General features: G+C 55.1%; 24 protein-coding genes. 8 read left to right on the top strand and 16 right to left on the bottom strand.

Going from position 1 to position 23,297, the window contains the following annotated elements; genetic code table 11:
- Nucleotides 1-2: 2 nt before the first annotated feature.
- Entirely contained in the window at nt 3-857 is an 855-nt protein-coding gene (locus KCQ76_RS09645) for an aldo/keto reductase (protein WP_197416795.1), read from the bottom strand.
- 169 nt (nt 858-1,026) lie between these two features.
- Between KCQ76_RS09645 and KCQ76_RS09640 the strand changes: the two genes are divergently transcribed.
- On the top strand, nt 1,027-1,692 hold the full coding sequence (locus KCQ76_RS09640; protein WP_046201976.1) for a hypothetical protein: 666 nt from the start codon (nt 1,027-1,029) through the stop codon (nt 1,690-1,692).
- Nucleotides 1,693-1,863: 171 nt separating this feature from the next.
- Here KCQ76_RS09640 and KCQ76_RS09635 read toward each other — a convergent pair whose 3' ends face one another.
- The 9 genes from KCQ76_RS09635 to KCQ76_RS09595 all read right to left on the bottom strand — a co-directional run bounded on the left by KCQ76_RS09635 (nt 1,864) and on the right by KCQ76_RS09595 (nt 10,083).
- Nucleotides 1,864-2,049: a hypothetical protein gene (locus tag KCQ76_RS09635; protein ID WP_046201977.1), complete on the bottom strand. Its 186-nt coding sequence runs from the start codon at nt 2,047-2,049 to the stop codon at nt 1,864-1,866.
- 192 nt (nt 2,050-2,241) lie between these two features.
- A complete protein-coding gene (locus tag KCQ76_RS09630; RefSeq protein ID WP_046201978.1) occupies nt 2,242-2,553 on the bottom strand; it encodes a hypothetical protein in 312 nt (103 codons plus the stop codon).
- Between the two features lie 481 nt (nt 2,554-3,034).
- Entirely contained in the window at nt 3,035-3,271 is a 237-nt protein-coding gene (locus KCQ76_RS09625; RefSeq protein WP_046205212.1) for a hypothetical protein, read from the bottom strand.
- 84 nt (nt 3,272-3,355) lie between these two features.
- On the bottom strand, nt 3,356-3,658 hold the full coding sequence (locus KCQ76_RS09620) for a hypothetical protein (RefSeq protein ID WP_102215104.1): 303 nt from the start codon (nt 3,656-3,658) through the stop codon (nt 3,356-3,358).
- Between the two features lie 64 nt (nt 3,659-3,722).
- On the bottom strand, nt 3,723-6,299 hold the full coding sequence (locus KCQ76_RS09615; protein ID WP_046201979.1) for a DEAD/DEAH box helicase family protein: 2,577 nt from the start codon (nt 6,297-6,299) through the stop codon (nt 3,723-3,725).
- Complete coding sequence (locus KCQ76_RS09610; protein ID WP_046201980.1) at nt 6,299-8,299, bottom strand: site-specific DNA-methyltransferase; 2,001 nt, start codon at nt 8,297-8,299, stop codon at nt 6,299-6,301. Before KCQ76_RS09610 ends, KCQ76_RS09615 begins: the two co-directional genes overlap by 1 nt.
- A complete protein-coding gene (locus KCQ76_RS09605) occupies nt 8,300-8,524 on the bottom strand; it encodes a helix-turn-helix domain-containing protein (RefSeq protein WP_046201981.1) in 225 nt (74 codons plus the stop codon).
- Complete coding sequence (locus KCQ76_RS09600; protein ID WP_197416796.1) at nt 8,521-9,501, bottom strand: Abi family protein; 981 nt, start codon at nt 9,499-9,501, stop codon at nt 8,521-8,523. The genes KCQ76_RS09605 and KCQ76_RS09600 overlap by 4 nt, the downstream gene beginning before the upstream one ends.
- A gap of 324 nt (nt 9,502-9,825) precedes the next feature.
- The gene (locus KCQ76_RS09595; RefSeq protein WP_046201983.1) at nt 9,826-10,083 is read right to left on the bottom strand and encodes a hypothetical protein; all 258 of its coding nucleotides are present in this window, start codon (nt 10,081-10,083) and stop codon (nt 9,826-9,828) included.
- Between the two features lie 243 nt (nt 10,084-10,326).
- Here KCQ76_RS09595 and KCQ76_RS09590 point away from each other — a divergent pair, with 243 nt between their 5' ends.
- Nucleotides 10,327-11,181, top strand: coding sequence for a DUF4062 domain-containing protein (locus KCQ76_RS09590; protein WP_046201985.1), 855 nt, complete (start codon nt 10,327-10,329; stop codon nt 11,179-11,181).
- A 158-nt stretch (nt 11,182-11,339) separates the two neighbouring features.
- Here KCQ76_RS09590 and KCQ76_RS09585 read toward each other — a convergent pair whose 3' ends face one another.
- From KCQ76_RS09585 to KCQ76_RS09580, 3 genes are all read right to left on the bottom strand, one after another.
- Complete coding sequence (locus KCQ76_RS09585; RefSeq protein WP_052722294.1) at nt 11,340-11,576, bottom strand: type IIL restriction-modification enzyme MmeI; 237 nt, start codon at nt 11,574-11,576, stop codon at nt 11,340-11,342.
- Between the two features lie 82 nt (nt 11,577-11,658).
- On the bottom strand, nt 11,659-11,817 hold the full coding sequence (locus tag KCQ76_RS11115) for a type IIL restriction-modification enzyme MmeI (protein WP_161794654.1): 159 nt from the start codon (nt 11,815-11,817) through the stop codon (nt 11,659-11,661).
- 426 nt (nt 11,818-12,243) lie between these two features.
- Nucleotides 12,244-13,170 carry a DedA family protein gene (locus tag KCQ76_RS09580; protein ID WP_231725405.1) on the bottom strand — a complete coding sequence of 309 codons (927 nt, stop codon included), beginning with the start codon at nt 13,168-13,170 and terminating at the stop codon, nt 12,244-12,246.
- Nucleotides 13,171-13,387: 217 nt separating this feature from the next.
- On the opposite strand from KCQ76_RS09580, the gene KCQ76_RS09575 reads away from it, so the two are divergent.
- On the top strand, nt 13,388-14,515 hold the full coding sequence (locus KCQ76_RS09575) for an FUSC family protein (protein WP_046202142.1): 1,128 nt from the start codon (nt 13,388-13,390) through the stop codon (nt 14,513-14,515).
- Between the two features lie 12 nt (nt 14,516-14,527).
- On the opposite strand, the gene KCQ76_RS09570 is transcribed toward KCQ76_RS09575, so the two are convergent.
- Nucleotides 14,528-14,815 carry a WhiB family transcriptional regulator gene (locus tag KCQ76_RS09570; protein WP_046201986.1) on the bottom strand — a complete coding sequence of 96 codons (288 nt, stop codon included), beginning with the start codon at nt 14,813-14,815 and terminating at the stop codon, nt 14,528-14,530.
- 803 nt (nt 14,816-15,618) lie between these two features.
- Here KCQ76_RS09570 and shbA point away from each other — a divergent pair.
- Together shbA and KCQ76_RS09560 are read left to right on the top strand one after the other, a co-directional pair.
- The gene (gene shbA / locus KCQ76_RS09565; RefSeq protein WP_046201987.1) at nt 15,619-16,230 is read left to right on the top strand and encodes an RNA polymerase sigma factor ShbA; all 612 of its coding nucleotides are present in this window, start codon (nt 15,619-15,621) and stop codon (nt 16,228-16,230) included.
- 170 nt (nt 16,231-16,400) lie between these two features.
- Nucleotides 16,401-17,486 carry a hypothetical protein gene (locus KCQ76_RS09560; protein ID WP_052722297.1) on the top strand — a complete coding sequence of 362 codons (1,086 nt, stop codon included), beginning with the start codon at nt 16,401-16,403 and terminating at the stop codon, nt 17,484-17,486.
- Between the two features lie 36 nt (nt 17,487-17,522).
- Here the strand turns inward: KCQ76_RS09560 and KCQ76_RS09555 are convergent, their stop codons facing one another.
- Nucleotides 17,523-17,891, bottom strand: coding sequence for a DUF5319 domain-containing protein (locus tag KCQ76_RS09555; protein WP_046201988.1), 369 nt, complete (start codon nt 17,889-17,891; stop codon nt 17,523-17,525).
- Between the two features lie 119 nt (nt 17,892-18,010).
- Here KCQ76_RS09555 and guaB point away from each other — a divergent pair, with 119 nt between their 5' ends.
- The 3 genes from guaB to guaA all read left to right on the top strand — a co-directional run bounded on the left by guaB (nt 18,011) and on the right by guaA (nt 22,480).
- The gene (gene guaB / locus KCQ76_RS09550; protein WP_046201989.1) at nt 18,011-19,525 is read left to right on the top strand and encodes an IMP dehydrogenase; all 1,515 of its coding nucleotides are present in this window, start codon (nt 18,011-18,013) and stop codon (nt 19,523-19,525) included.
- A 158-nt stretch (nt 19,526-19,683) separates the two neighbouring features.
- Complete coding sequence (locus KCQ76_RS09545; protein WP_046201990.1) at nt 19,684-20,838, top strand: GuaB3 family IMP dehydrogenase-related protein; 1,155 nt, start codon at nt 19,684-19,686, stop codon at nt 20,836-20,838.
- Between the two features lie 67 nt (nt 20,839-20,905).
- Nucleotides 20,906-22,480 carry a glutamine-hydrolyzing GMP synthase gene (guaA, locus tag KCQ76_RS09540; RefSeq protein ID WP_046201991.1) on the top strand — a complete coding sequence of 525 codons (1,575 nt, stop codon included), beginning with the start codon at nt 20,906-20,908 and terminating at the stop codon, nt 22,478-22,480.
- A gap of 84 nt (nt 22,481-22,564) precedes the next feature.
- Here guaA and KCQ76_RS09535 read toward each other — a convergent pair whose 3' ends face one another.
- Nucleotides 22,565-23,029, bottom strand: coding sequence for a hypothetical protein (locus tag KCQ76_RS09535; RefSeq protein WP_052722298.1), 465 nt, complete (start codon nt 23,027-23,029; stop codon nt 22,565-22,567).
- Nucleotides 23,030-23,297: the final 268 nt, after the last annotated feature.

The raw sequence follows: 23,297 nt of genomic DNA, 5'->3' as shown, positions 1-23,297 counted from the left end.
CTCTATCGCCGCTGGTTGATGAGGTCTGTGAAGAAATCGACGGTCTCTACTGCTTCGTGGTCGAAGAACAGCGAGGACCCAGTATCAAGCTTGGCGATGGCGGCCATATCCTCATCGGTCAAGCTGAAATCCTCGATGTCGATATTCTGCTGGATACGTTCGGCGTGAACGGACTTTGCCAACCCGACGATATCGCGCTGGTAGAGCCACCGCAGTACCACCTGGGCGACCGACTTATCGTATTGCTTCCCGATCTCGGTGATCACGGAGTTATCAAAAAGCCCATTACGGCCTTCGCCGAAGGGAGCCCAGGCCTCGACGGTTACGCCGAGTTTTTGTAGCTGAGCAACGCGCTCGGTTTGCTGGTTGAATGGGTTGATCTCAATCTGGTTCACGACGGGGTAGGCGGAGCTGAAAGACCCCAAGTCGTGCACGCGCGCCGGCGTGAAGTTCGATACCCCGATCGAGCGAATCAGGCCCTCTTTCTGGGCGCGCTCGAATGCCCTCCAGGCTCCGTACACATCGTTAAAGGGCTGGTGGAGCAGCATGAGGTCAACGTAATCCGTACCGAGCTTCTCCAGTGAGGTCTTGACGCCGGTGTAGGTGGCTTCCTCGTTGTAACTATCCAGCCACGCCTTGGTGGTGAGGAACAACTGATCGCGATCAATGCCGCTACGGAGGATTCCTTCGCCGACGGCTTCCTCGTTGAAGTAGGCCTGGGCGGTATCGATGTGGCGGTAACCGGCCTCGATGGCGTGGGCGACTGCGTCGGCCGTCTGGTCAGCGGGAATCTGATACACACCGAATCCCTGGGCGGGGATCGTGTGGCCGTCGGACATGGTCAGTGGTTTCAGCATGATGCACTCCTTATGAGGTTGACTACGTCCAATTCAACAACGTGGGAGTGACTCCCAAGCAAATCGAGCCGGAAGGCAACTTTTTGGGGCTTAAGTATTCGTAGAGTTGTCCCAGTAGTGTGTTCAGTAGGGGAGATGAGCATGTAACTATTTTGAAAGGACATATTGTATGACACTTTTTGATGGTTGGGGAACTATTTCGGATTTCCTCGGTGCGATGGCTTCTGTCGTCGGACTAGGTATTAGCTTGTATGCAATGAAGCAATCCAAAGATGCTGAGAAGGCTTCTAAGGAAAATAGTGAAGCGTTACGTCAGCAGCAAGAAAAACAACAGGAATTTGAACACGAGCATGCTCAGCGACGAGAAAAGTATAACGAGTGGATGAAAAAGAATTCCCAGAAGCAAAGTGAGATTGAGCAGGAACGCCACGAACGGGAAAAAATTAATGAGGCTCGGCGTATGGCTCGGTCCGTAATATCGTGGTGGGCTATGGACAATGAGGGTAACTGGGGCCTCATCGTCTTAAACGATGGCAGTAGTGCCGGCGTCGTGTGTGACGTGGAGATTAAGGCGAGGACGAAGATTGGTCAAAAAGATCCTCTAAACATTCAATTTTTACCTCCCGGCCAGTTTTTTGTGAAGAGCCAACGGTGGGAAAAACGCCGTGATAGTTGGGACTTTCCGAGAGCTATCAGTAATTTGGAAGACTATACGCCTATAGTCACATCGAGCGATTATTGTGTTTGTTCTATCGAGTTTGAAGACTCTGTGGGTGAAAGGTGGAGCTGGACTCCTGAATCCAGCCTCCAAAATCTCGGTAATTCTGGCGAATAGTCGAGTTAAGGAATAGATCCAATCTTAATGAGCATTTGGAGAGTAGTAGGACTCATAGGTTGAGACTGTTCTATTTTTGGACTAGAACCTCCGTATATTTATAAGTGGATAAAATATTATTTTTCGACGGTTCCGTAACACTTTTAAGCTAAATGGTCTTCGATAACCTCATTAATTAAGTGGAGGAGCCACGAACCATTCGGTGACAAGAGTAGCCTGGGCTGGACTGCTTTCACCATTGGGACGCTGGACAGTGCTTTCCAAGCGAGCGCGGGAGAACGACTTGTGGATTGCAGTTTCGACGGCTGCGGCTTTGACGTTATACAGCGCGTAGGTTGCGGCTAATTCGATCGGCACGAATAGATTAGGTAGCGGGTTTTTTCGTCCCGCGAATGTGACCTTCCACGGTGCCTGTGGTGAAACCGATCTTGCAGAGGTCCTCGATTTGCGTAATGCTTGGATCATCACTCACCGAGCACAGAACATACATATCCCCGGAGGTGATCTCCCCGCCGTGAATTTCTGAGGTGTCGGTGGGTGTCGTCCGGGCTAGTGCCTTCCATGCTCAGCGTACAGACGGATCGCGAATGATTTCGCGTACGCCGTGTTCTCCGTCCCATTTTCGCAGATGACTCGTAGACGAGTGTCGGGCTTGCCCTTGAAGTCCAATGGAGCATCAGGTTCTGGATCATAAACTTCGGCGATGCAAACGGGCGCGCCTTTGAGTAGGTAGAACCTATCGTCGGTGATGGATGCCTCACGCGGAGAGTTTACGAGCGTAGCTGCACCATTTCGCAATTCTTCGTTCTTTTGCGCAAAAAGGTCGCTGATCTGATCGAAATCCTTGTCTTTTTGCGCCAAACCATCGATTCGGGGCTCTTCCGCGTTAGCTTTGGAAGAGCCCCGACACCATAAAGGTCAACCTCATCCGCGCCGTCGGAAAGAGTAATGGCGAGGGTGTCATCATCCAGCTCGGGATCCTCGAAGAGGCCAGCCATCGAGTTGGGTACCTCGGGGATATCTAACAGATCGATATCATTGAGCTTAGAAAGAACTGCTCGTTTCTGTTCGTCCGCACGAATGCTAACAAGGCAGACCTCGAGTTTGCACTCTGCAGTGTTGAAAACATCCGGCGAGGCTTCGCGGCCTTTATCTACCGTTTTGCCTACAGCCGTAGCAAGTCGTCACCGAGCTTCCTCTCGTGCGGATCATTGGGGTGTGCATCGGGTTTGCGCTTATGGATTGCCGCAACGGCCTTTATCTTCTGCATTATCAGCAATGCCCCAGCTTCGGTTTACTTCCACTTTGGAGGCGGCGATCGAATCTTGGATGGTTCGTAGCATCATGGTGCCCACGTTTTGCTCATGATCTCAATCGCTTTTTGGAACGAATTGATGGAACCAATGAGATTGATATTGATTTCCTCAATGTCTACAAACTTGTTCGTCATGCGGATAAAACGATCATCACCTACTCCTCGAGCTTCACAGGGCTTAATCACAGAATCTACCGCTACTTGCTGACGAACCTCTTCGTTGAGATCCGGGTAGTATTCACGGATGATCCCCGGAACCAGCACGTTGTTGGTGGCCCCTGGTCCATTCCTCCGGCGGCAGCCTTGGCAAATGTGACGTCTTGGAGAAATTGTGACCTTGAGATCTCCTCATTGTGTGTCGACGATTTGTTTGATTAGGGCTATAGAGGGTCCCTTGAAGACCTCGATCTTAAAGACGCCTTTGTCGGTCTCCTCATTGAAATCATCAGCCTTCTTTGCTTTGAAGGTGGAGTTCAGTGCGAGAAGTTGTTGCTCGATGATGCCCACGTCACTGCTGAGACCGCAAATAGAGCAAAGTGCACGCTCTTGCGCCCATATAGTGATCTCATGCTGTTCCTGCCAGACTTCCTCGGCATTGTCGAGGGGCGGCTGCATGCTCAATGACCACCGCCTCGGTTTCGTCTTCATCATCGCTGATGTGGTGATTCTTGATTTGCCGTTGTGCTGGACGGCGGAACTTCACGCACGCCAAAACTCACAGGGCGTTGGGAACCGGTTGTGCCAGCGCCTTGAGATCCGACCACGATTCAGATCTTTCGATGTCCTTCTCGTAGGCAATCAGGTACCCCCAACGCTGGCCTGCGTAGGTCTCGTCGGCGATCATCCTGCGCACCAGTGACTCGGCAGCCTGCCGCTTAGCTTGGACCTTGGCATCATCTCTGCCTTTTTCGCTCTTGCCTTCGATGATCCAGTACACCCCGTTAGTGTCCTTGGCAACGAAGTCTGGGAAGTAGCGGTCTTTTGAGTTGAAGTAGATGAACGCGTTGTCCTGCGGATGCAGGCGGTGCCACCATTCGATATGTGGTGAGGTGTTGAGCAGTTTCGCTAACTGGTACTCACCACTGTAGGAATCGAAATGTTCTGCCTCATAGAGGGACTTAAACCAGCCGTTGTAGACCCGCCCACGCACGAACTCGGCTCGTGAGTCGATTTGGTCGTGGATCTCCTGGCCCGGTGGCAGGCTGTAACCGTCGCCAGGCAGTTTCTTTGGATGAATGGTCGGCACCTCGCGGGTAGCGCGCAATGCGTCCACCACATAGGCGTGGACGAGCTGCTGTAACAGCGACTGGGCTGAGGCTAGGGATTTCACTGTCCAGTCCTCAAAGGGAACATGCTTCATGAACTCCGGCACTATGTAAATGTCGATATAGCGAGCCGTCGGCTCAGTCTTTGGCACCAGATTCATGTTCATGATGAGTTTGGTCAGCGCCTGATGGGCATCATCGTCGGGGATCGGGATGGAATCGATTTCAGCGCTCTCAGCGTCAGCTGCCTGTATCCCTTTCCCAACAGCCGCGACGATCTCCTTGCGGTACATCACATCGCCAGCAGAAGTCACTCTCCGAGCTGCTTGTTCGATCTGCTCATTCGTAATCTCAGATAGATCGATCGGAGGCTGCTGTGTCGTAATCGTGGTGACCGGGAAGTGATAGGAGACATCGGCGAAGGTCGGATTACGGTCTATCGAAACGACCTCCCAGTCAGTGTTGCCGTCTACAGTGCTGCCGTCGAAGAGGCGGACGCCTACACCGGGAGTCTGTTCAGCAGAATCCGGGATCGACTCTCCGTGGCCGCTTGTTGGCGCGTCAAATTCTCCTGGCTGTTCACCTGGATCAGTTAGCGGCTGGAGGGATGAGATACCACCTGGTGTGTGAACGTCGACATCTGTGTTTTCTTGGCCTTCAGCCGCTTTACGAATAGCCTTTTCGATTTCATCTTTATCAGTCTCTTTGACTGCCTCGTCAAGGCCGAACTGCTGGAGGACATTCTCGGCTGCCAAGAGTTCTCTGAAGGACTGGTGGGCAACAATGTCGAGCTGGTCGATCTGATTCACCCCGGTGTAGCGCCCAAACGGTAGGCGCAATCCACGCCCCATCGTCTGTTGCGTGAGCACCTCAGAAGCCATCGCTCGCAGTGTGACGACCACCGCGACGTTCTTCACATCCCATCCTTCTTTGAGTTTGTTAACGCTCACAACCGCCAGCACCGGTGAATCTGTCTGGTCCAGACGGTTCAGACGCTGTTGAGTGGCGTCATCGTCGTGCCGGGTGTCCACCTGTAATACCGCCGAATCTCGTCCGAAAAACTCCGGGGTACGCAGCAGGTCAGCAACTTGGGTTGCATGCTCCACGTCGGAACAGACGATGAACACTACGGCATTGATGCGGTTTCGGTTGTTGCTTGCAGCATAGGAATTATAGAAGGCCTGCTTAATCCCACGAAGCTGGAGCGCATCACGCAGTTGCTGCTCTTCGGAGGCCTGATCAGTGCCGTAGCCGTCTTTGCGGAAAGCCAGCACTGGGGCTTTGACGTACTGATCCTTGATCGCCTGGTAGAGCGGGTACTCGAAGATGACATGGTCCTTCTTCTTATCCACCGAGGCCGTCAGCCCAATCGATGCCGCTGGCTCCAACTCACGCAACGCCGCATTAAAGGCCTTCGCGGTAGTTCCGTAGAGATGAGACTCGTCAGCAATCACCACCAGGTCATCTAGGTCTTTCAAGTAGTCGAAAAGCACCCCGGCGTGCTCGTTGAAGCGACGTGGCTTTCGACGCATCGCCTCCTGCGTGCCGCCGTGAGTATCTCCTTCGGTATCCTTCGGGGCGATCAGCTGATGGATGTTAAAGATGAACGCCAACATTGGCACCTCGCGCCCGTACGACAGTATGGCCGCCCCGTTGGTGCGGTTGATCCAGGCTGAATAGTCTTGTGGCGTGACGACCTCGGGTGGGACCGGGGAGCCAGTAATGAACTTCGGTGCACCCGGGGTGAAGTTTTGCACTGTCTTAGCCTGGACGATCTTGCCAGGGGTTACGATCATGACGTTGCCCACACCCTGGCGACGCAGGTACTCCGCGAAAGCGGCCATTAGGTAGGTCTTACCCACACCAGTGGCCAGGTTCAGCACCTGTTGAACTTCGGGGTCATAGTCACCATCTAGGGTGAAAATGAGCTGTCGGAGGGCTTCCTTGTTCGCGGCACGCAGATCAAAGTCGGCGCTGATGGCTTCGAGTAAGTCGGAGTCGAAGCTGATGTTAAGACGTTGAACCATTACCGGTCACCACCTTCGGAATAGCGGAAAATATCATCCGGGATAGCAACCACCCGCGATCCCTTACAGGCCCGGCGTAGATGCTCGCGAACACCGTCCATGACGGTAGTTGCTGCTAGCACGATCGTCTCGCTTTCCTGAACTTGGGACACTAGCCAATTGACATGCTCCACGGTCGCGACACCTTCGACAACTTTCAGTAAAGAGTTGCCGCGACGACCGTCAAAGACATAATCATCATCAGCGTGGAGCAGGTGGAACCCAAGGTTCGCCGCCACCGACTCCACTAACACATCGCCGGTAGCCTCCGGGGTGAGAATGACGCGGTCCAGCTCTGGGTCGTAGTCAAAGCACGAGGACAAGTATGCGACCTGGAACTCGCCACCGCCTCTCCAATTGACTACCTCTTTCGCGCGCTTTGTCCTCGACGCGGTCTTCAGCTGCCTTACAAGAGCGGACTTTTTGGCATCCGGGTCATCAGCAATCAGCTTGTTGAGTACCGAGTTGAATTTCGCTGCATCCTCTGGTGTTACGCCATCTGGGAGCTCAACGTTATCCGCCGCAACGCGCTCGCCCTTGGTCCGGGTAATACCGCCAGGATCTTGATCTTTAATAACTTTTTCTAAGCGAGGTCGCGTGAAGGTAGTGAACGTAGACTCAAGTAGCTCACACGTCACCCACCGACGCCCCATCTTCTGCGCTACCGCTGCCGTCGTGCCACTTCCCGCGAAGACATCCAAGACAATGTCACCAGGGTTCGACCCGATATGGATGATACGCTCCAGCAGGCGTTCCGGTTTGGGGGTAGAAAAAGCATTTTGCTTCGGGAAAAGCGCCTGAACCTCCTTTTTGGCTCCATCAGTATGTCCAACCTCGTTCTGAGAAAAAAGAGATGTGGCGATGCGCCCGTTCATGTCTGCAAGCCAGGTCTTTCGGCCAAAACCGCCAAACCCTCCTCGGGTGAGATAGTAAGCAGGCCAGTTTCCAGCGTGGTATCGTTTCCACGCATACTCGATGCTCGTTTCGCCGAAATCTCTAACGATCAACGGCGGTACTTGACCACTTACCGAAACCTTGGTTCCAACAATCTCCTGCTGTCGTTTGGTTTCATCACCTGTGATTGGACCGTCAATGTAGTCTCCCCAACCGGAGAACACTTCACGCATTTTGTCGCGGCCATAGCGCCAGTGACAATCTGTCGGCGGATACATCATCTCGCCCGTTATGGGGTGCTGAATCCCGTAGACCATTCCCAGGTGCGTAGCAGCCCCTGGTGCAGAAATGTTGTCGTTGCGCCAGTCGCCTCGTGGATCACCATCTGGATTGCTATACGGCGCGTTCATTTGTGGTGTGCGGGCTAGCTTATTTGGCTTAAAACCTTCATTTCCATAAACCAAGATAAAGTCAGTTACTGCAGGAATGCCCTTCGAGTCATTTCTTGCGGGATAAGACTTCTCCCAGACCACCTGCGTCACGAAGTTCTCGGCGCCGAACACCTCATCAAGTAACAACCGCATGCGGTGGACTTCCATATCGTCCAGGTGCACCCAGATGGAGCCGTCGTCGGCTAGAAGCTTCTTGAGATGTAGCAGCCGGTCGCGCATCATGGTGAGCCAGATAGAGTGCTCCAGGTTGTCCTCGTAATGCGCGAAGGTCTGCGCTGTGTTAAACGGCGGATCGATGTAGATCAGCTTCACCTTGCCGACGTATTTGTCGGCCAGCTCTGGTACACGTGTGAGGGCTTCGAGGACGTCCCCTGATTCACCCAGAATAAGTAGGTTGTCGTCTTGGGGTTCGAGGTTGGCGCGGTCGGAGTATTCGAAGTTTTCGGTCTTTGGGCTTTGGATGCCTTGGACGTAGTCGTCGTAGATGAGAGTGTGGGTTTCGCAGTATCGCGGGTCGGAGGGATCGACCCAGGTGTAGCCGTATTTGCCGGTCTCGGTCGGGATAAGGGCTTTATCCTTGTTGTACCAGGTGAGCTGGAGCCGCTGTTTCGTCATCTAGTTAATTGCTTTCTTTGTCGTGACTGGGACGACTTCGCAGATGTTGCCAATTTGGCAGCCAAGTATTTCGCAGATCCGGACCAGCATGTTGGTGGTGACGTTTCTGCCCTTCCTGAGTTTTGCCGTAGTGGCGGCACTGATACCGGATTGTTGTTGGAGTCGCGTTTTGTTAAAGTCACGGTCGATCAGGAGTTTCCGCAGGGAAACGAGGCTAGTTGTCATTGGTCTCCCCCGGGTCGGTCAGGTCGCCGTCCTTGGTCGTATCGTCCTGGTTCGGTGATTCCTTTCGCGGGCAACGGATGTTTGTTCAATATTGGCTCGATGGTGTCTGCCAACCAAGAGGTTGAAATCTCAGAACGGGTAGCTACGTCGTCAAGCGCGACAAGGACTTTGTAAATCGAGTGATCCGAGAATTTCCGGTAAACCCGCTTGATTCGTCTCGTGGTTTTCGGTTGCAGACCGGGAACATCGAGCACCCGGTGATTCCAAAGCTGAGCACAATGAGCTATCCGATTACGCAAGTACACGAACGACTTGACTTGGCCAGGCAATAATTTGCGCGAAGTATTCATCGAATCTGCGATGTCATCTAACACACCAGAGGCGCTGGAAGCCTCAATGAGACGAGACAGGCTACCAAACGAGAATGCTTCCACGGCAACCCAAATCGGCATGCGGTCATATGCTTCAGGTTTGTAGTTGTGGCCTTGTTTGATGTCATCACGGTAATGAGCGACAAAAGCTTCTTTGCTGCGGTCAAGGTTGGAAAGCGCGTGCTCTTCGACACGTTCAGCATTCGGGTGGGGTGATTGGGTAAAGCCTACGCCACGTGCGAACATTCCGGTTACCCCAACAAGGCGACCATAGGAATAAGCAAACCTGGTACGTAGCAGAAGTTCAAGAGGGTGCAGCAGTTCATTACAGACGCTCACAAGCTCCTGCTCGGCATCATAGAGTGCACGAATCGTCTCGAATGAAGTGCCCTCGAAGAACTGGTTGTCACCCCGTGCTGGGTCATGCTGCCAGTACCGGAAGTATCCGGAGAAGCGGTAATAATTGACCTTCGCGAGGTACTCGGCTGCAGCTGTAGTGTCATCGATGTGCATGCCACGCTGGCGGAGCAGTTCTACTTGTTGGTCGTAACTGAGCCAATTTTTCGGCACCGGGTATGCCTCCGCAAAACGAAAGACCCCAGTCATTTGTGCATTACCCGCTAAGGGAAAGAGGCCTGACCGGGGATCTATCACTAGACAATTTACAATACCGCGCGCGTTTAAGCAACGTAGGTTCGATCGCGTTATCCGGATTCTCGTGGGATCAGGGATATGCGTGAGGGCGCGACGCGGTCACCCGTGGCTTGCCGGAATTCAAGTCAATCCAGGCTCTTAGAAGGAGTCAGTCATGCTACTGAGGGAATTCGGATATTCACCAATGATGTCTTTGGAACTATCCGAACTGCCGAGCATGAGGACAGGGTTTATTTCTGTGGCCGTGATGTGGCCACCGACTTGGGATGTAAGGATCTAGTTAATGTCATCAAGCAGTATGGACGTGGGGTAGCGTTCCGCCATCCCGTCACCGATGCGTTCGACACGAGTGACCTGGATGTTGAAGCTGCCGGGTGTCTCGCTCAAATCAATGATGTGGCCAAGAAGATTCAACCAATGATGGCCCACAGCGCATGAGTCGCTCAGAACCAGCAAGCCTACGAGAAGACGTTTAGTACCCAGGCGATGGCGGCTGAGCAGGCCGCCGTGGTCGCCGAAATACAAAACAAGCATGGCCGGGCGGCTGCCTACCGCTATTACAGGAAAGGAGACCGCAAACCCTGATATTGATCAACTGATCCTCAGCCCAGAACTCTGCGTAGCTTTGCTCGACAAAAAGACTGTCATTGCCTGTAACGCAGTGAAATTCCAGTTCAGAGAGGGTAGCGAACAGATGGTAGACATTAAAACCTGACCAATGTGCTGAAGACACAATTCGACACCCGGGGGTCAGCTCCATAGGTAAAATCGTGAGATGTGAGCTTTCCTGCAACCGTCCTACGTGTCCTCATTGCTTCGCCCTCCGATATCCCCGAAGCGCGCGATGCAGTTGAAGGCGCTCTTCATTCATGGAACCGCTGCTACGCGACCACACGAAATATAATTCTCCTCCCATGGCGCTGGGAAACAGACTCTGTGCCACTACTCGGTGATCATCCACAGGCAATTATCAACGACCAAGGCGTCGACGGAACTGATATTGTAGTAGCTCTTTTTGGTAGTCGCCTCGGCTCACCGACCCGCGAGGCAGTATCGGGAACAGTCGAAGAGATTGAACGAGCCGTCAACAGCGGAAAGCCTACACATCTTTATTTCTCGACTGCTCCACTTCCTCATGATATCGATACCGCGCAGATTGAAGGCCTCCGTAACTTCAAGAAGGAAATCCGAGAGCGAGGGCTATTAGGCGAGTTCGATGACATTCACAACCTTGAAAACCAAATTTGGAGCGCTATTGAGCACGATCTCTCTAAGATGGATCTGATTGCGGTGGAGCTCCAACGTGGTTCGGCTGGAGTCCAATTCCAAGTTGACTCAAAGAGCGAACGGTGTCAAAAGGGAATCGACAAACGTGGCAACATCAAGTACGAAACAAAACACTGGTTTGAGGTCACGAATGCGGGAGATACCGCTGCTGAATCCGTGACGTTTGAAGCGCAAGCCTCATCTGGTCTAATGAGAATTTTCACTGACGATGTCCCGATTACCTTGGAACCGGGCGCCACCAGAAAGATCCCGGTCGTTTATTCGATGGGAACCGCAGGCACAAAGCTAACCGTTCACTGGGCCGAAAAAGGCGAGAACCAGTCAAAGACATTTGACGTTCAATAGCACGTGGGACTCTGCAATTGAACCATTCCAGGAGCTAAAAACATCTTTGCACGTTTGTATCCGTTGTGGCATGAAAGTTTCAAAGATTTTGATGTCTGCGATGCAATCAAGAAGCTTTTCGAACCGCTGTACTGAGTTATAGGAATTGACGGACTGACCTATGAGCTCCTTGAGAAAAGAGGTTCAATAGTCTTCAAAATATTTGGTACCGATGTGTAGTGCTGTCCCAATTCGGACCGGAAACCAGTCTGGACGACGGCTTGGAACAAGGGAACAAAGATGTCCGGATTAACGTCCTTCCAAATCAAGTGGCCTAGTTCAATCAGAAGGTCCCGCGGCTTTCGGTCAAAGTTCGGAACCTGGTAGAGCGCATCTGCAAAAAGAGTGCCATTCACATAGGGAAAGGTTAGAGATGTTCGGGAAGGTCAGACCGGTCATTGGTGTTCAAGGCTACGGATATATCCGTGATGAGACGGGCTACATCGGAGCATCTTCATATGTATATGACGCAGCGGCCTTGGTAAACGCTCCCTCGGGGAAGAGGTCCGTGTCTTCCGCGGAGTAACAGAAAAGTAGCCTAGTAAAGAAGACAATGAGCCTGTGGCGATCTGCTTCTGTCGCATAACCCTTCTTCACAATATGGGGGGCTTTCAGACTGTCATTTCTGAGTCGTCCCAGGCGTGGGATTGCTTTTTCGCTTGTCGCCACGCGAGGAAAGTTACACAAAATCTCACTAAAACTTGCGCAAAGTTACACTTAAACTGACAAAAAGTGACACTTTTGACAGTTTAGTGACAGTTTCGCGGTCTGGAAACTATAAACGAGCAGTTCAAGGCGCATTTTTAAACTACGAATTTTTTGTAACTTTGTGAGAGTTTGCCACTCACAACTCTCATTGAGGGGCACTGAGGGCCCTAATTTACCCCAAATACGCAAAACTTTAAGACTTAATTAGAAGTTTTGTGACTTTGCTCGAAGTTTTTGTCAGTTTGTTTGTGACTTTGGAGGCAGGGGGCACCGGTTGTAACGCTCCGGCACCATGCCTTTCATGACTCGGTGAGATTATGACTCACTAGCCTCGCGCTCATGCAGCGTCTCCTTTGCATCGCGCGCAGCCAGCGGAGCAGCAGAGTCGTCGCTAGTGGCAGCTCCCTTAGACGCCCGCGATTTCTTAATCGCGCCAATAATCCCTGGCAGAATAGAAATGAACACGATGGCGAGGAAGATCAGCTCAATATTCTCGCGCACGAAGGTGAAGCTCCCCAGCCACACGCCGAGAACCGTCACACCGCCAGCCCACAGGAACCCGCCGCAAATGTCGAAAAGGAAGAAGCGGGCATAGTTCATGCGCGCCATGCCGATAGTCATGGGCGCGTAGGTGCGGACAATCGGCACGAACCGGCACAGGATCACAGCCAGCGCCCCCCATTTCCTAAAGAACGCCTCACCCTCGGTGATATAAGCCTTCTTAAAGATGCGCCCGTCGGGGCGTTTCCTGATGCGGTCGCCCAGTTTCCTACCAATCCAATAGGAGGACTGGTCACCAGCGATAGCGCAGGCGATGGAGACCAGGAGCACCTGCCACACGGGAGCAAAACCATTGTGTTGGTTAGCTAGCATGCCCGCGGTGAATAGCAGGGAATCGCCGGGGAGGAGGGGGAACCCAAGCCCAGTTTCCACGAAAATAATGAGCCCCAGGCCGGGGAGAATAAGGTGCCCGAAGGGGCTATCGGCGCCCAGCCAGTACATTGGGTCCAGCAGTTTCGGGGCTGCTGTCACAGTTTCGCTCGCCTGGGCGAGGATGCTGGTGCGCAGCTGCGGCACCAGTTCAGCAGAGGCCGCTAGCGTTGCTCGTGCCGACGTAGCAGCGTCGGCAAGCAAGCTTGTGCCGTTAGCAAAAGCGGCGGAAGCGAACGTTTTTACCCCTGTGCCACCCATGGTGAATGCTTGGGTGAGAACAGTGAGGTCGACAGCGGTCAGTGCACTCATGATCCCACAGCATACTTGGTACCGATTCATCCTTTTGTCTGCGAAACCGTGAATTTGCTGTGAAATTCCTTAATGGGGCATCACGACGCAGGTCATGAGTGGTAGAAGACGGTGCGCGTGGCCATTTTCTTCGCAACTTCGCGCAGTGTTTCCCCGGTGTGTCTGGTTTTCCCGCGTTGTGGCCGAGTTTTTCTCTCCGTGCCGTATTTTCTTATCTGTGAACCATTTCCACGGCGTAGAACGGCTCAGCGACGGCAAGATGATCGTGATCCAGGGGTCCCTTGCCGCCGGAATTGCATTCTGGTTTGCACACCATGTGATCGGCCACCCGCAGCCGTTCTTCGCCCCCATGGCGGCGGTGATCGCGCTCGGCACCAGCACAGTTGGCCGGTTGCGTCGGTCAGTCGAACTTGTCATGGGGGTCTCTCTAGGAATCGGCATTGGAGACATCATGATCTCCCACATCGGGACCGGGTCCTGGCAGATCGCCATCACCGTGGCTTGCGCCCTGGCCGCCGCGCTATTCCTTGATAAATCCCCGCTAGCTCCCATCCAAGCGACGTGCTCCGCTGTCTTAGTAGCGACGATTATGCCCCCGGGAACGATGGGCGGCATCACTCGGATGATCGACGCCCTGGTCGGCGGCCTTATCGGGATCATGGTGATCGCCTTGGTACCCAATAGCGCCATCCGCCCGGCGCGACGCGAAGTAAGCCGGGTGATCGGCCACGCGGGGCATGTTCTGGACACCGTGTCGCGAGGTCTTCGGAGCAACGACGTGGGAGTCGTCTCCGACGCTTTAGTGTCCGCCCGAGGAACCCAGGCGCGCATTAACGCCATGATCGCCGCTGTTCAGGGCGGTACGGAGGTCGCCGCGGTGTCGCCATTTTATTGGGGTGCACGCCGTGACATGCGGAAAATGAGTCAGATTTTGTCGCCGGTGGATAACACGATGCGTAACTCGCGCGTTCTTGCGCGCCGGGCGGCCACGATTATTTCCGATCAGAAAGATGTTGACGAGCGTATTCCGGTTATCTTAGATGCCTTGGCCCATGCTTGTACCGAATTAGAATCGATTTTCGCTGAACAGGGGAAATCGGGGAAGCTTCATGAGGCTCAGCGCTTACCTGCAGTGGTTGAGCAGCTGAAGAATACTGCGGCGGTGACGTCGGGAGATCATGGTGAAAAGTCCGGCATTTCGGGGATTGTTGTGATGGCACAGGCGAGATCCATCATCGTGGACTTGCTCCAGGTATGCGGCTTGTCGCGTGAGTCGGCTGTGGTTGTGTTGCGGCCGGAAGATAAGAAAGGCGACGGCTCAGACCTTCAGATTTGGGAAGGCTAGAAGGTTAGAAGGCTAAACGCGGGCGTGTGTTCGCGTTATGGCGTCGCGCTCGCTTTCGCTCAGGCCGCCCCAAATGCCATAGGTCTCACCCACGGAGAGTGCGTGTTCTCTGCATTGGTTAATAACGGGACAGGTTGCGCATACCGATTTGGCAGCGTGCTCGCGGGCTGCACGGGCGCGTCCGCGTTCGCCTTCAGGGTGAAAGAACAGGGATGCGTCGGTGTCTCGGCATGATCCATGCCGTTGCCATTCCCATGACTGGATGGTGGGGGTTGGCAGGTTGTGGATCTGAGAAAGCATGTTCTCCTCCGTCGGGTGTGATGTGGGTTTCATTCTGCAGATATGTGGTGTCGTTTGTGTTTGTTTTTGGTTTTGTGGTTTGTGTTGTGGCGACGCCGTGTATCTGCGGGCGTGTAGGTGCCTGCTATTTAGTCAAGACCGCGTTGGTGAACAGAACGTAACGAGAACACGACTTTTAGATTGCAAAATTAATTGATGCGTGGGGCGGCAGGTGTCGTGCCTGTCTGTGAGTGGTTGCGGGGGCTGCCCGCAGGCCGAAAGGGGGTGGCCGTGGGGTTCGCGGGGGAGCACCGGATGATTGTTGAGCAATCCTTGAGCGATCGCTAGGCGGCTGTTCAGTAAGACTTCGTCTTGTAACACAGAAGCTAAAACCGCTCACGCGACTGTCAGTCACCCCCTACTGAGGGGCAAAAGAATCGCTAGCTTTGTGCATTTAATACATAAAATTATCTTCATTCTTTTATACGTATTTTTGAGCCCCAAACAGTTATGGGCGTGGTCATGTAGGCGTGGTTTCTCACGTTCTATAGTGCTCATTCGCGTTCTATGGAATCGTAGTGATAGTTTTATGACATCTTGTCGTCCTGAATTGCCCATTTTCAATAAGCTACAACCGCTCCGACCAGGCTCTTTGTTTGCTTATATATTCATCGGCGCAAATAAAATTGTCTTTTTTCTGATTTTCACGTCAGAATGAGGCAAGAGAAATCGCGGTTTGGTGCCCGAGGCTGCGGTTACGCGTGTTTTTGTCGGAGTCGACGACGCCGACGAGCCGTCGTCGACAGTGAAAGAAGAGGAAGTCAATGTCTGCAGCAGCTAGCGATGGGGCCGTTAATGGTCTGGTTGCCGCAGCTGCGCGCGGGGATCGGGACGCCATGCAAAAGGTTATGGACTATATCCACCCAAAAGTGGTGGTGTACTGCCGGCATCGGTTGTCAGATGATTCTTTCCCCGGACCGGAGGATACGGCTCAAGAAATATGCATGGCCGTACTGAAGTCGATAGATCGCTTTGTAGACCGCGGAACACCGTTCATGTCGTACGTGTACGGAATTGCTAGTCACAAGGTAAAAGATGGCTATCGCTCGATGGGGAGAGACCGTAGCCAACCGACGGATGAGGTCCCCGAAGCCATCCATGATGTTGCTGGTCCAGAAGAGTTGGCTATTCAATCGGATGGCCGTAACAAACTTTTGCGTTTGCTCGACATACTGGGTGAGCGACCACGCGAAATCATTATTTTGCGAGTGCTTGAAGGGTATACCTCGGAGGAGACAGCTAAGATCATTGGGTCGACGCCGAATGCCGTTCGAGTAGCTCAGTTCCGAGCGATTGCTAAATTAAAGAAGGCTATGGCTGAGTCGCCTGACTACAGTGAGGCGATTGCTTTGGCCAGCAAGGCCAAAGAGGACTGAAAAGTGATGTCGGGGGTTTGCTCACAAAAAGAAGTATATACGTCGTGGAGGCAACACCGTGCCCATGATGGTGATTATTGCCGACGACGGACGTAGTGCGGTGTCGCCCGCTGGCGGGGCCGTACAGTAATAACCGGTTTTGGTGTGGATGGAACAGCAGGAGCAATCAGATGAGTGGTTTTGATAACTGGGATCGTGAGGGGGTTGAGCACGATCCAGAATCCCTAGCTGCTGTTGACCGCTACCTTGATAATCTTTCCCGGGGTGCTGACTCCGACGATGACCTCGGTCAGCTGTTCATCCAAGCTCGGCAGGACGCGGAACGTAATATCCCGGCGACGCCTCAGCTCAGCGACCTAGGCTTCTTTGATAGCTTCTCTGACGACGAGGCGCTGGACGATTCCCCCGTTGCCAATGCACCGACGACCGTGTTCCGCCCCGTGAGTGCGGAGGGACAAACCACCCAATCCATCGACACCTCAGCTCGCGATAGCGAGGGTGACGTCACGGTTCATGACTTCGCGGCGTGGAAAAGTCAGCGTGACGCGTCGGGTGATGGTGATGCCAAGGGTTCGCGTTCAGGCCGTCCACGTCACCGTTCGTGGCGTCATGGTGATAACCGCAATCCGGTTCCGCGATGGATGTACGCCCTCGGCGGCGCGGCTGCGTCCTGTGTGCTCCTTGCCGGTGGTGGCGCTGTTATTCACGCCTCCACGCCAGGTTCACCTTTGTGGGGCCTGAACCAGCGGTTCTTCGGCGATCACGCTGCCGCGGTTGAGCTAGCCTCGACGCTCGATCAGGTCCGTGAGAAGCAGGAGGCCGAGGATACCCAAGGTGCCGCTGCGTTGCTGGAAAAGGCGCGCGAAGTTGCCCATAAGGCCAAGGACTCCGGCTCGAAGGATTCGAAGAAAGACGAATCAACGACGACGGTTACTGTCACCGATCAGTCTGTCGTGAAGGGTCCCGACGGCAAGCCCACCACCATCGAGAAGACGATGAGCAATGGGGAGCCGAAGAAGGCTGAGCCGCGCAAGGACCCGACGACCACGAATGTTCGCGACACCAAGGACACCAAGACGACCACTGAAACGTCGACGGTCACGCCTGCACCTGTGCCCGGATCGAATGGCAGCAACAGCGGTTCGAACTCCGGGAGCGGAAGTTCATCGCGGGGATCGTCGTCGTCAGATGGTTCGAGTGACGACGTGACCGAGTCCCCGTCGTCGGGCGACTCAAGCACCTCCGCCGAGGAGTAGAAGCCGGTCGGCGCCACGACAACACGCTGCCGCCCCCTACCTGTACCCGGCGATGCCGTGGTTGAGCCCATCCAGGAAACCGAGACAGTAATCCCATGGAGCGTACTCGTCGGGATTGGGGTTGGCGCTCGGTTCATGAATGGGCGGCTGCTCGTGGTTATACAGCGCGAGCAGGTTGTTAATGAGGATTCCCCAGTCGTAGTAGTGCATTTCTTCGCAGTCATCGCACAGCATCTCCACACCCCGAATACCGAGCGGGGTGAGAACACGCTGCATTTCCCGGACGTGGTGAAGTTCTATAATCACTTCGCCTTTTTCTTCGTCGGTAAGGGGCTCCATAGGCTCATCGGGGTCGAGGAAAGATGCGGGATCATTGGGATCTCCCGCGAATGGGTCCGGGGGCATATGGTCTGCGAAGTTCACTCCACTAGGCTAGCCCATGTGCCTCAAAATTTTTGCGGTAGCATATGGCAAAAGAGTGCGTGGTGGCACTTCGTTTTCGTCATGGTCCTAGGAGATAAATAGTGGAACGCACAGGTGGCGACGACCCCAACAAAGTTGCGCTTGTAGGTCTAACTTTCGATGATGTCCTTCTTATTCCTTCCGCCTCCGATGTGATTCCTTCCGAAGTGGACACATCTGCGCAGCTCACGCGCAATATCCGGCTGGGTATTCCGCTGGTGTCCGCGGCGATGGATACGGTGACAGAGTCCCGCATGGCTGTTGCGATGGCTCGGCAGGGCGGCATTGGGATCCTTCACCGCAATCTTTCCATCGACGACCAAGCCCAGAACGTGGAAGTTGTGAAGCGTTCCGAGGCCGGCATGGTCACCAACCCCATTACGTGTTCCCCGGGGGACACGATCGGCCACGTTGACGAGCTGTGCGCCAAGTTCCGCGTCTCTGGTTTGCCCGTGGTTAACGATGAGGGCACGTTGGTCGGCATTTGCACGAACCGTGACATGCGGTTCGAGTCTGATCTGTCCCGCAAGGTTGCCGACGTCATGACGCCGATGCCGTTAATCGTCGCCCAGGAGGGCGTGTCGGCGGAGGCTGCTCTGAACCTGTTGTCCACCCACAAGGTGGAGAAGCTGCCGATTGTTGATTCGGCGGGCAAGCTGACGGGCCTGATCACGGTGAAGGATTTTGTGAAGCGTGAACAGTACCCGAATGCGTCAAAGGATAAGGAAGGCCGCTTGATCGTCGGTGCCGGTATCGGTACGGGCGAGGACTCATGGAAGCGCGCGGGTGCGTTGGTTGACGCGGGTGTCGATGCCCTCGTCGTTGATACTGCTCACGCGCACAATTCTGGTGTTTTGAATATGGTCTCGCGGGTGAAGAAGGAATTCGGTGACCGCGTTGACGTCATTGGTGGCAACTTAGCGACGCGTGAGGCAGCCCAGGCGATGATTGATGCGGGTGCCGACGCCATCAAGGTTGGTATTGGGCCCGGTTCCATTTGTACGACGCGTGTCGTTGCGGGTGTGGGCGCGCCGCAGATCACGGCGATCATGGAAGCCTCCGTTCCGGCGCATAAGGCCGGAGTTCCGGTTATTGCCGACGGCGGTATGCAGTATTCCGGCGATATCGCGAAAGCCCTGGTTGCTGGCGCGAACACGGTGATGTTGGGTTCGCTGCTGGCCGGTACTGCGGAAGCTCCGGGGGATGTTGTCACCGTCAATGGCAAGCAATACAAGATGTATCGCGGTATGGGTTCGTTGGGGGCGATGCAGGGCCGCGGTCTGAAGGGTGAACAGCGGTCGTACTCGAAGGATCGCTACTTCCAGGCGGATGTTCGTAGCGAGGAAAAGCTGGTCCCGGAGGGGATTGAGGGGCGTATCCCGTTCCGCGGGCACATTGATGGTATTGCTCATCAGCTCGTGGGTGGTTTGCGTGCCGCCATGGGGTACACCGGTTCCGCAACGATCGACGATCTTCACGACGCCAAGTTTGTGCAGATCACCGCGGCGGGTCTTCGTGAGTCGCATCCGCATGACATCCAGATGACGGTGGAAGCGCCCAATTACTACCAGCACTAGAGGCATCGTCGGCCACGTCGCGTGTGTGGGCCACGCGCGGCCTCCGTCGTCGTCGGGCCGAGTTGGTCGCGCGACATAGCCGGGATTAATTGAGTGAATTGTTTTGTTGTCGGCAGCCGGTTCGGGCTGCCTGTCACTGTGAGGAAATATAGAAAATCATGCGTGAAGTTGTGGAAATTGGTTTGGGGCGGGAAGCTCGCCGGACATACGGGCTCGATGACATCACGATCGTGCCCAACAGGCGCACGCGGTCGTCGAAAGACGTGGATACATCGTGGACGATCGACGCGTACCACTTCGGCATTCCTGTCCTGGCACAACCGAGCGACGCATTAACCAGCGTGGATTTCATTAGTGAAATGGGCCGTCTGGGGGGCGCTGCGGTTATTAACGCTGAAGGTCTATGGGGGCGCGTGGCGGACATGGACGCCGCCGTGGAACAGATCGTGTCGACGGCCTTCGATGAAGAGGGCTACGACGATGGCCAGATGACCAATCGGGCTATCCCGCTGTTGCAAAAGCTGCATGGTCTTCCGCTGGACAAGGATTTATTGTCGGACCGTATTCGCGATGTTCGCGCTTCGGGCGTGACGACGGTGGTCCGCGTATCGCCACAAAACGCCCGGGAGCTCGCTCCGGTGGTGGTCGCGGCAGGTGCCGAGATCGTGGTTATTCAAGGAACGTTGATTTCGGCCGAGCACGTGTCGGCTGATGGAACGCCCCTGAACTTGAAGGAGTTTATCGGCTCGTTGGATGTTCCTGTCATTGCGGGGTCGGTGTTGGATTACACAACGGCCTTGCATCTGATGAGGACGGGCGCGGCCGGCATTATCGTCGGTGGTGGATCGACGACGAATGCGGACACACTGGGTATTGATGCCCCGAAGGCGACGGCCATTGCTGACGCGGCGGCTGCACGTCGCGATTATTTGGATGAGACCGGCGGCCGGTATGTTCACGTGATCGCGGATAGTGAGTTGGAAACCTCGGGTGAGATGGTGAAAGCCATCGCGTGTGGGGCTGACGCTGTGATGCTGGGCAGCCCGTTGTCGCAGGCCAAGGAAGCTGCAGCGACCGGATACTACTGGCCTTCGGTGGCTGCGCATCCGCGGTTCCCGCGTGGGGTTATCGAGAACCTGCTCATTGAGCGCGATGAGGCCCCATCCTTGGAGAAAGTTCTTACGGGGCCGGCGACGGAACCATTCGGCAGTTTGAATCTGATCGGCGGTGTTCGGCGTTCGATGGCGAAGGCTGGATACACGAACTTGAAGGATTTCCAGAAGGTTCAGTTGAGCGTTCGGTCCTGGCTGTAGCTGGTGATGACCTTGGAGTGTGAGACGGGGTCGAGGTTTGTCCATCTGACGCGGTAGAGTCTTCTGCGTGAGTGAACAGCAACAAACCCCGTCTCCTGTTCTTGTCGTTGACTTTGGTGCCCAGTATGCCCAGCTCATTGCTCGGCGCGTGCGTGAGGCCCGCATCTATTCCGAGGTCATTCCGCACACCGCGTCGGTGGAGGAAATCAAGGCGAAGCACCCGGCCGCGCTGATCCTCTCGGGCGGGCCCTCCAGTGTTTACGCTGATGACGCACCTGTTTTTGATCCCTCGGTGCTGGACTTGGGCGTGCCCGTGTTCGGCATTTGCTACGGATTCCAGGCGATGACGCACGCGTTAGGCGGAGTTGTCGCGCGCACGGGGGATCGCGAATATGGCCGGACAACGATGTCCATCGTCGGTGATGGTGGCCTCTTGCACGACGGTGCAGTGAACGACGTGTGGATGAGCCACGGTGATGCCGTCTCCGAGGCCCCGGAGGGGTTCGTGGTGACGGGCCGTTCGTCCGGTGCCCCGGTGGCTGCCTTCGAGGACGCCGATCGGCACATGGCTGGTGTGCAGTATCACCCGGAGGTTATGCATTCGCCCGAGGGGCAGAAGGTTCTTGAGCGTTTCTTGACGCAAATTGCTGGGCTGAAGCAGACGTGGACGCCCGGCAATATTGCCGATCAACTGGTGGAACAGGTCCGCCAGCAGGTTGGACCTGAGGGGCGGGCTATTTGTGGCCTGTCCGGCGGTGTGGATTCGGCCGTCGCCGCTGCCCTGGTGCAGCGGGCGATCGGTGACCGCTTGACCTGTGTGTTTGTTGACCATGGTTTGTTGCGCAAGGGGGAGCGCGAGCAGGTCGAGAATGATTTTGTTGCGTCGACGGGCGCGAACCTGGTCACGGTCGACGAAACCGACGCGTTCTTGTCGGCGTTGAAGGGCGTGACGGACCCGGAGAAGAAACGGAAGGCGATCGGTAACGAGTTCATTCGTTCATTCGAGCGCGCTGTTGCTGGTGTGTTGTCCGATGCGCCGGAGGGAGCGCGCGTTGATTTCCTCGTGCAGGGCACGTTGTACCCGGACGTGGTGGAGTCCGGTGGGGGCAGCGGCACGGCGAATATCAAGAGCCACCACAATGTGGGAGGCCTGCCCGACGACGTCGAGTTTACCCTGGTAGAGCCGCTGCGTTTGCTGTTCAAGGACGAGGTTCGTGCTGTGGGTCGCGAGCTTGGTTTGCCCAGCGCTATTGTGGCGCGCCAACCTTTCCCCGGTCCGGGATTGGGTATTCGCATTATCGGGGAGGTTACTTCTGACCGTTTGGCGACGCTTCGCGAGGCGGATGCGATTGTTCGCCAGGAGTTGTCCGCTGCGGGGCTGGACGATTCGATTTGGCAGTGCCCCGTGGTCTTGCTGGCGGATGTGAGGTCCGTGGGAGTGCAGGGCGACGGCCGGACTTATGGCCATCCGATTGTGTTGAGGCCAGTGTCGTCGGAAGATGCGATGACAGCGGACTGGACGCGTATTCCCTATGACGTGATGGAGAAGATTTCGACCCGCATTACCAATGAGGTCGCTGAAGTGAATCGCGTGGTGTTGGATTGCACCTCGAAGCCTCCGGGAACGATTGAGTGGGAGTAGCTCGCGTCGGCGTGTGAATCGGGGTCGGCCGACGCTTCAGCGGGGACCCCTGTCGACGCTTGAGCGAGGTTTGCCGCGTCGGCACTACGGGGTGTCGGGTTCTTGGGTGTACGCGGTGCCGTCGATCCAGGGGAAAACGAGGTAGTTATAGACGCTCGCTACGACGAAGGCGATGATGCCCAGGAACGTTCCCTGCATGGGGATAACGGGGAGGATCATGAGGGCTAGCCAGTCGGGGAAGAGGGGGATGAGCCGTCGGACTGTGGTCCGGTATTCCCCGTATCGATTCATGTAGGCGGCGCTCACGTCACGTCGGTACGGGTGAATAGTGATGAAAAGTAGCCCAGCACCTGCGAGGACGATGAGCAGAATGACTTTAAGCAGCGGCGCGATGGCAAACCCCATGACTCCCACGGCGCCACCGAGGAGAAGCGACGCGATAGTTCGTACCAGATTCGGTGTCGAGACCGTGGTGATGTACTCGGATTCAGTGAGCTCGTGGTCGGATGCTTCACGGTTGTTGTCGCGGTGAGTGTCGTCGTTAGTCATATGTTTCAGGGTAGTTGTTTGGCCATCAGTAGGGGCTAGTGCGCCTAGGTCTGGGGGATTGACCAGGCGTTTTCTTCGTATTCGGGGTTGGGTGGGGTGTTTCTTGTTGCCCTCTAGACTTTTTATATCGAACATGTGTACGATAATTCCACGAGTTTTCGATTCTTATGTCCGGGCGGACCGGTACAACTTTTCATAGCTCCTTCGGTTCGAAGGTGCGATGAGTATGAAGTATAGCCGACGCTCAACGAAGAAGAAGGTGGACGAT

The sequence above is a fragment of the Corynebacterium parakroppenstedtii genome (assembly GCF_019754935.1).
Classification (GTDB): Bacteria; Actinomycetota; Actinomycetes; order Mycobacteriales; family Mycobacteriaceae; genus Corynebacterium; species Corynebacterium parakroppenstedtii.
The sequence above is the reverse complement of the archived record's forward strand: the minus strand, read 5'-3'. Positions and strand labels throughout refer to the sequence as shown.

What these genes read in the sequence shown, in the direction of transcription:
- KCQ76_RS09610 (WP_046201980.1), bottom strand. Translation starts at nt 8,299, where the DNA reads ATGACGAAACAGCGGCTCCAGCTCACCTGGTACAACAAGGATAAAGCC.
- KCQ76_RS09555 (WP_046201988.1), bottom strand. Translation starts at nt 17,891, where the DNA reads ATGCCCCCGGACCCATTCGCGGGAGATCCCAATGATCCCGCATCTTTC.
- KCQ76_RS09620 (WP_102215104.1), bottom strand. Translation starts at nt 3,658, where the DNA reads ATGATGAAGACGAAACCGAGGCGGTGGTCATTGAGCATGCAGCCGCCC.
- KCQ76_RS09595 (WP_046201983.1), bottom strand. Translation starts at nt 10,083, where the DNA reads ATGCTTGTTTTGTATTTCGGCGACCACGGCGGCCTGCTCAGCCGCCAT.
- KCQ76_RS09605 (WP_046201981.1), bottom strand. Translation starts at nt 8,524, where the DNA reads ATGACAACTAGCCTCGTTTCCCTGCGGAAACTCCTGATCGACCGTGAC.
- KCQ76_RS09560 (WP_052722297.1), top strand. Translation starts at nt 16,401, where the DNA reads ATGAGTGGTTTTGATAACTGGGATCGTGAGGGGGTTGAGCACGATCCA.
- KCQ76_RS09600 (WP_197416796.1), bottom strand. Translation starts at nt 9,501, where the DNA reads ATGACTGGGGTCTTTCGTTTTGCGGAGGCATACCCGGTGCCGAAAAAT.
- KCQ76_RS09570 (WP_046201986.1), bottom strand. Translation starts at nt 14,815, where the DNA reads ATGCTTTCTCAGATCCACAACCTGCCAACCCCCACCATCCAGTCATGG.
- KCQ76_RS09645 (WP_197416795.1), bottom strand. Translation starts at nt 857, where the DNA reads ATGCTGAAACCACTGACCATGTCCGACGGCCACACGATCCCCGCCCAG.
- KCQ76_RS09615 (WP_046201979.1), bottom strand. Translation starts at nt 6,299, where the DNA reads ATGGTTCAACGTCTTAACATCAGCTTCGACTCCGACTTACTCGAAGCC.
- KCQ76_RS09580 (WP_231725405.1), bottom strand. Translation starts at nt 13,170, where the DNA reads ATGAGTGCACTGACCGCTGTCGACCTCACTGTTCTCACCCAAGCATTC.
- KCQ76_RS09545 (WP_046201990.1), top strand. Translation starts at nt 19,684, where the DNA reads ATGCGTGAAGTTGTGGAAATTGGTTTGGGGCGGGAAGCTCGCCGGACA.
- KCQ76_RS09640 (WP_046201976.1), top strand. Translation starts at nt 1,027, where the DNA reads ATGACACTTTTTGATGGTTGGGGAACTATTTCGGATTTCCTCGGTGCG.
- KCQ76_RS09535 (WP_052722298.1), bottom strand. Translation starts at nt 23,029, where the DNA reads ATGACTAACGACGACACTCACCGCGACAACAACCGTGAAGCATCCGAC.
- shbA (WP_046201987.1), top strand. Translation starts at nt 15,619, where the DNA reads ATGTCTGCAGCAGCTAGCGATGGGGCCGTTAATGGTCTGGTTGCCGCA.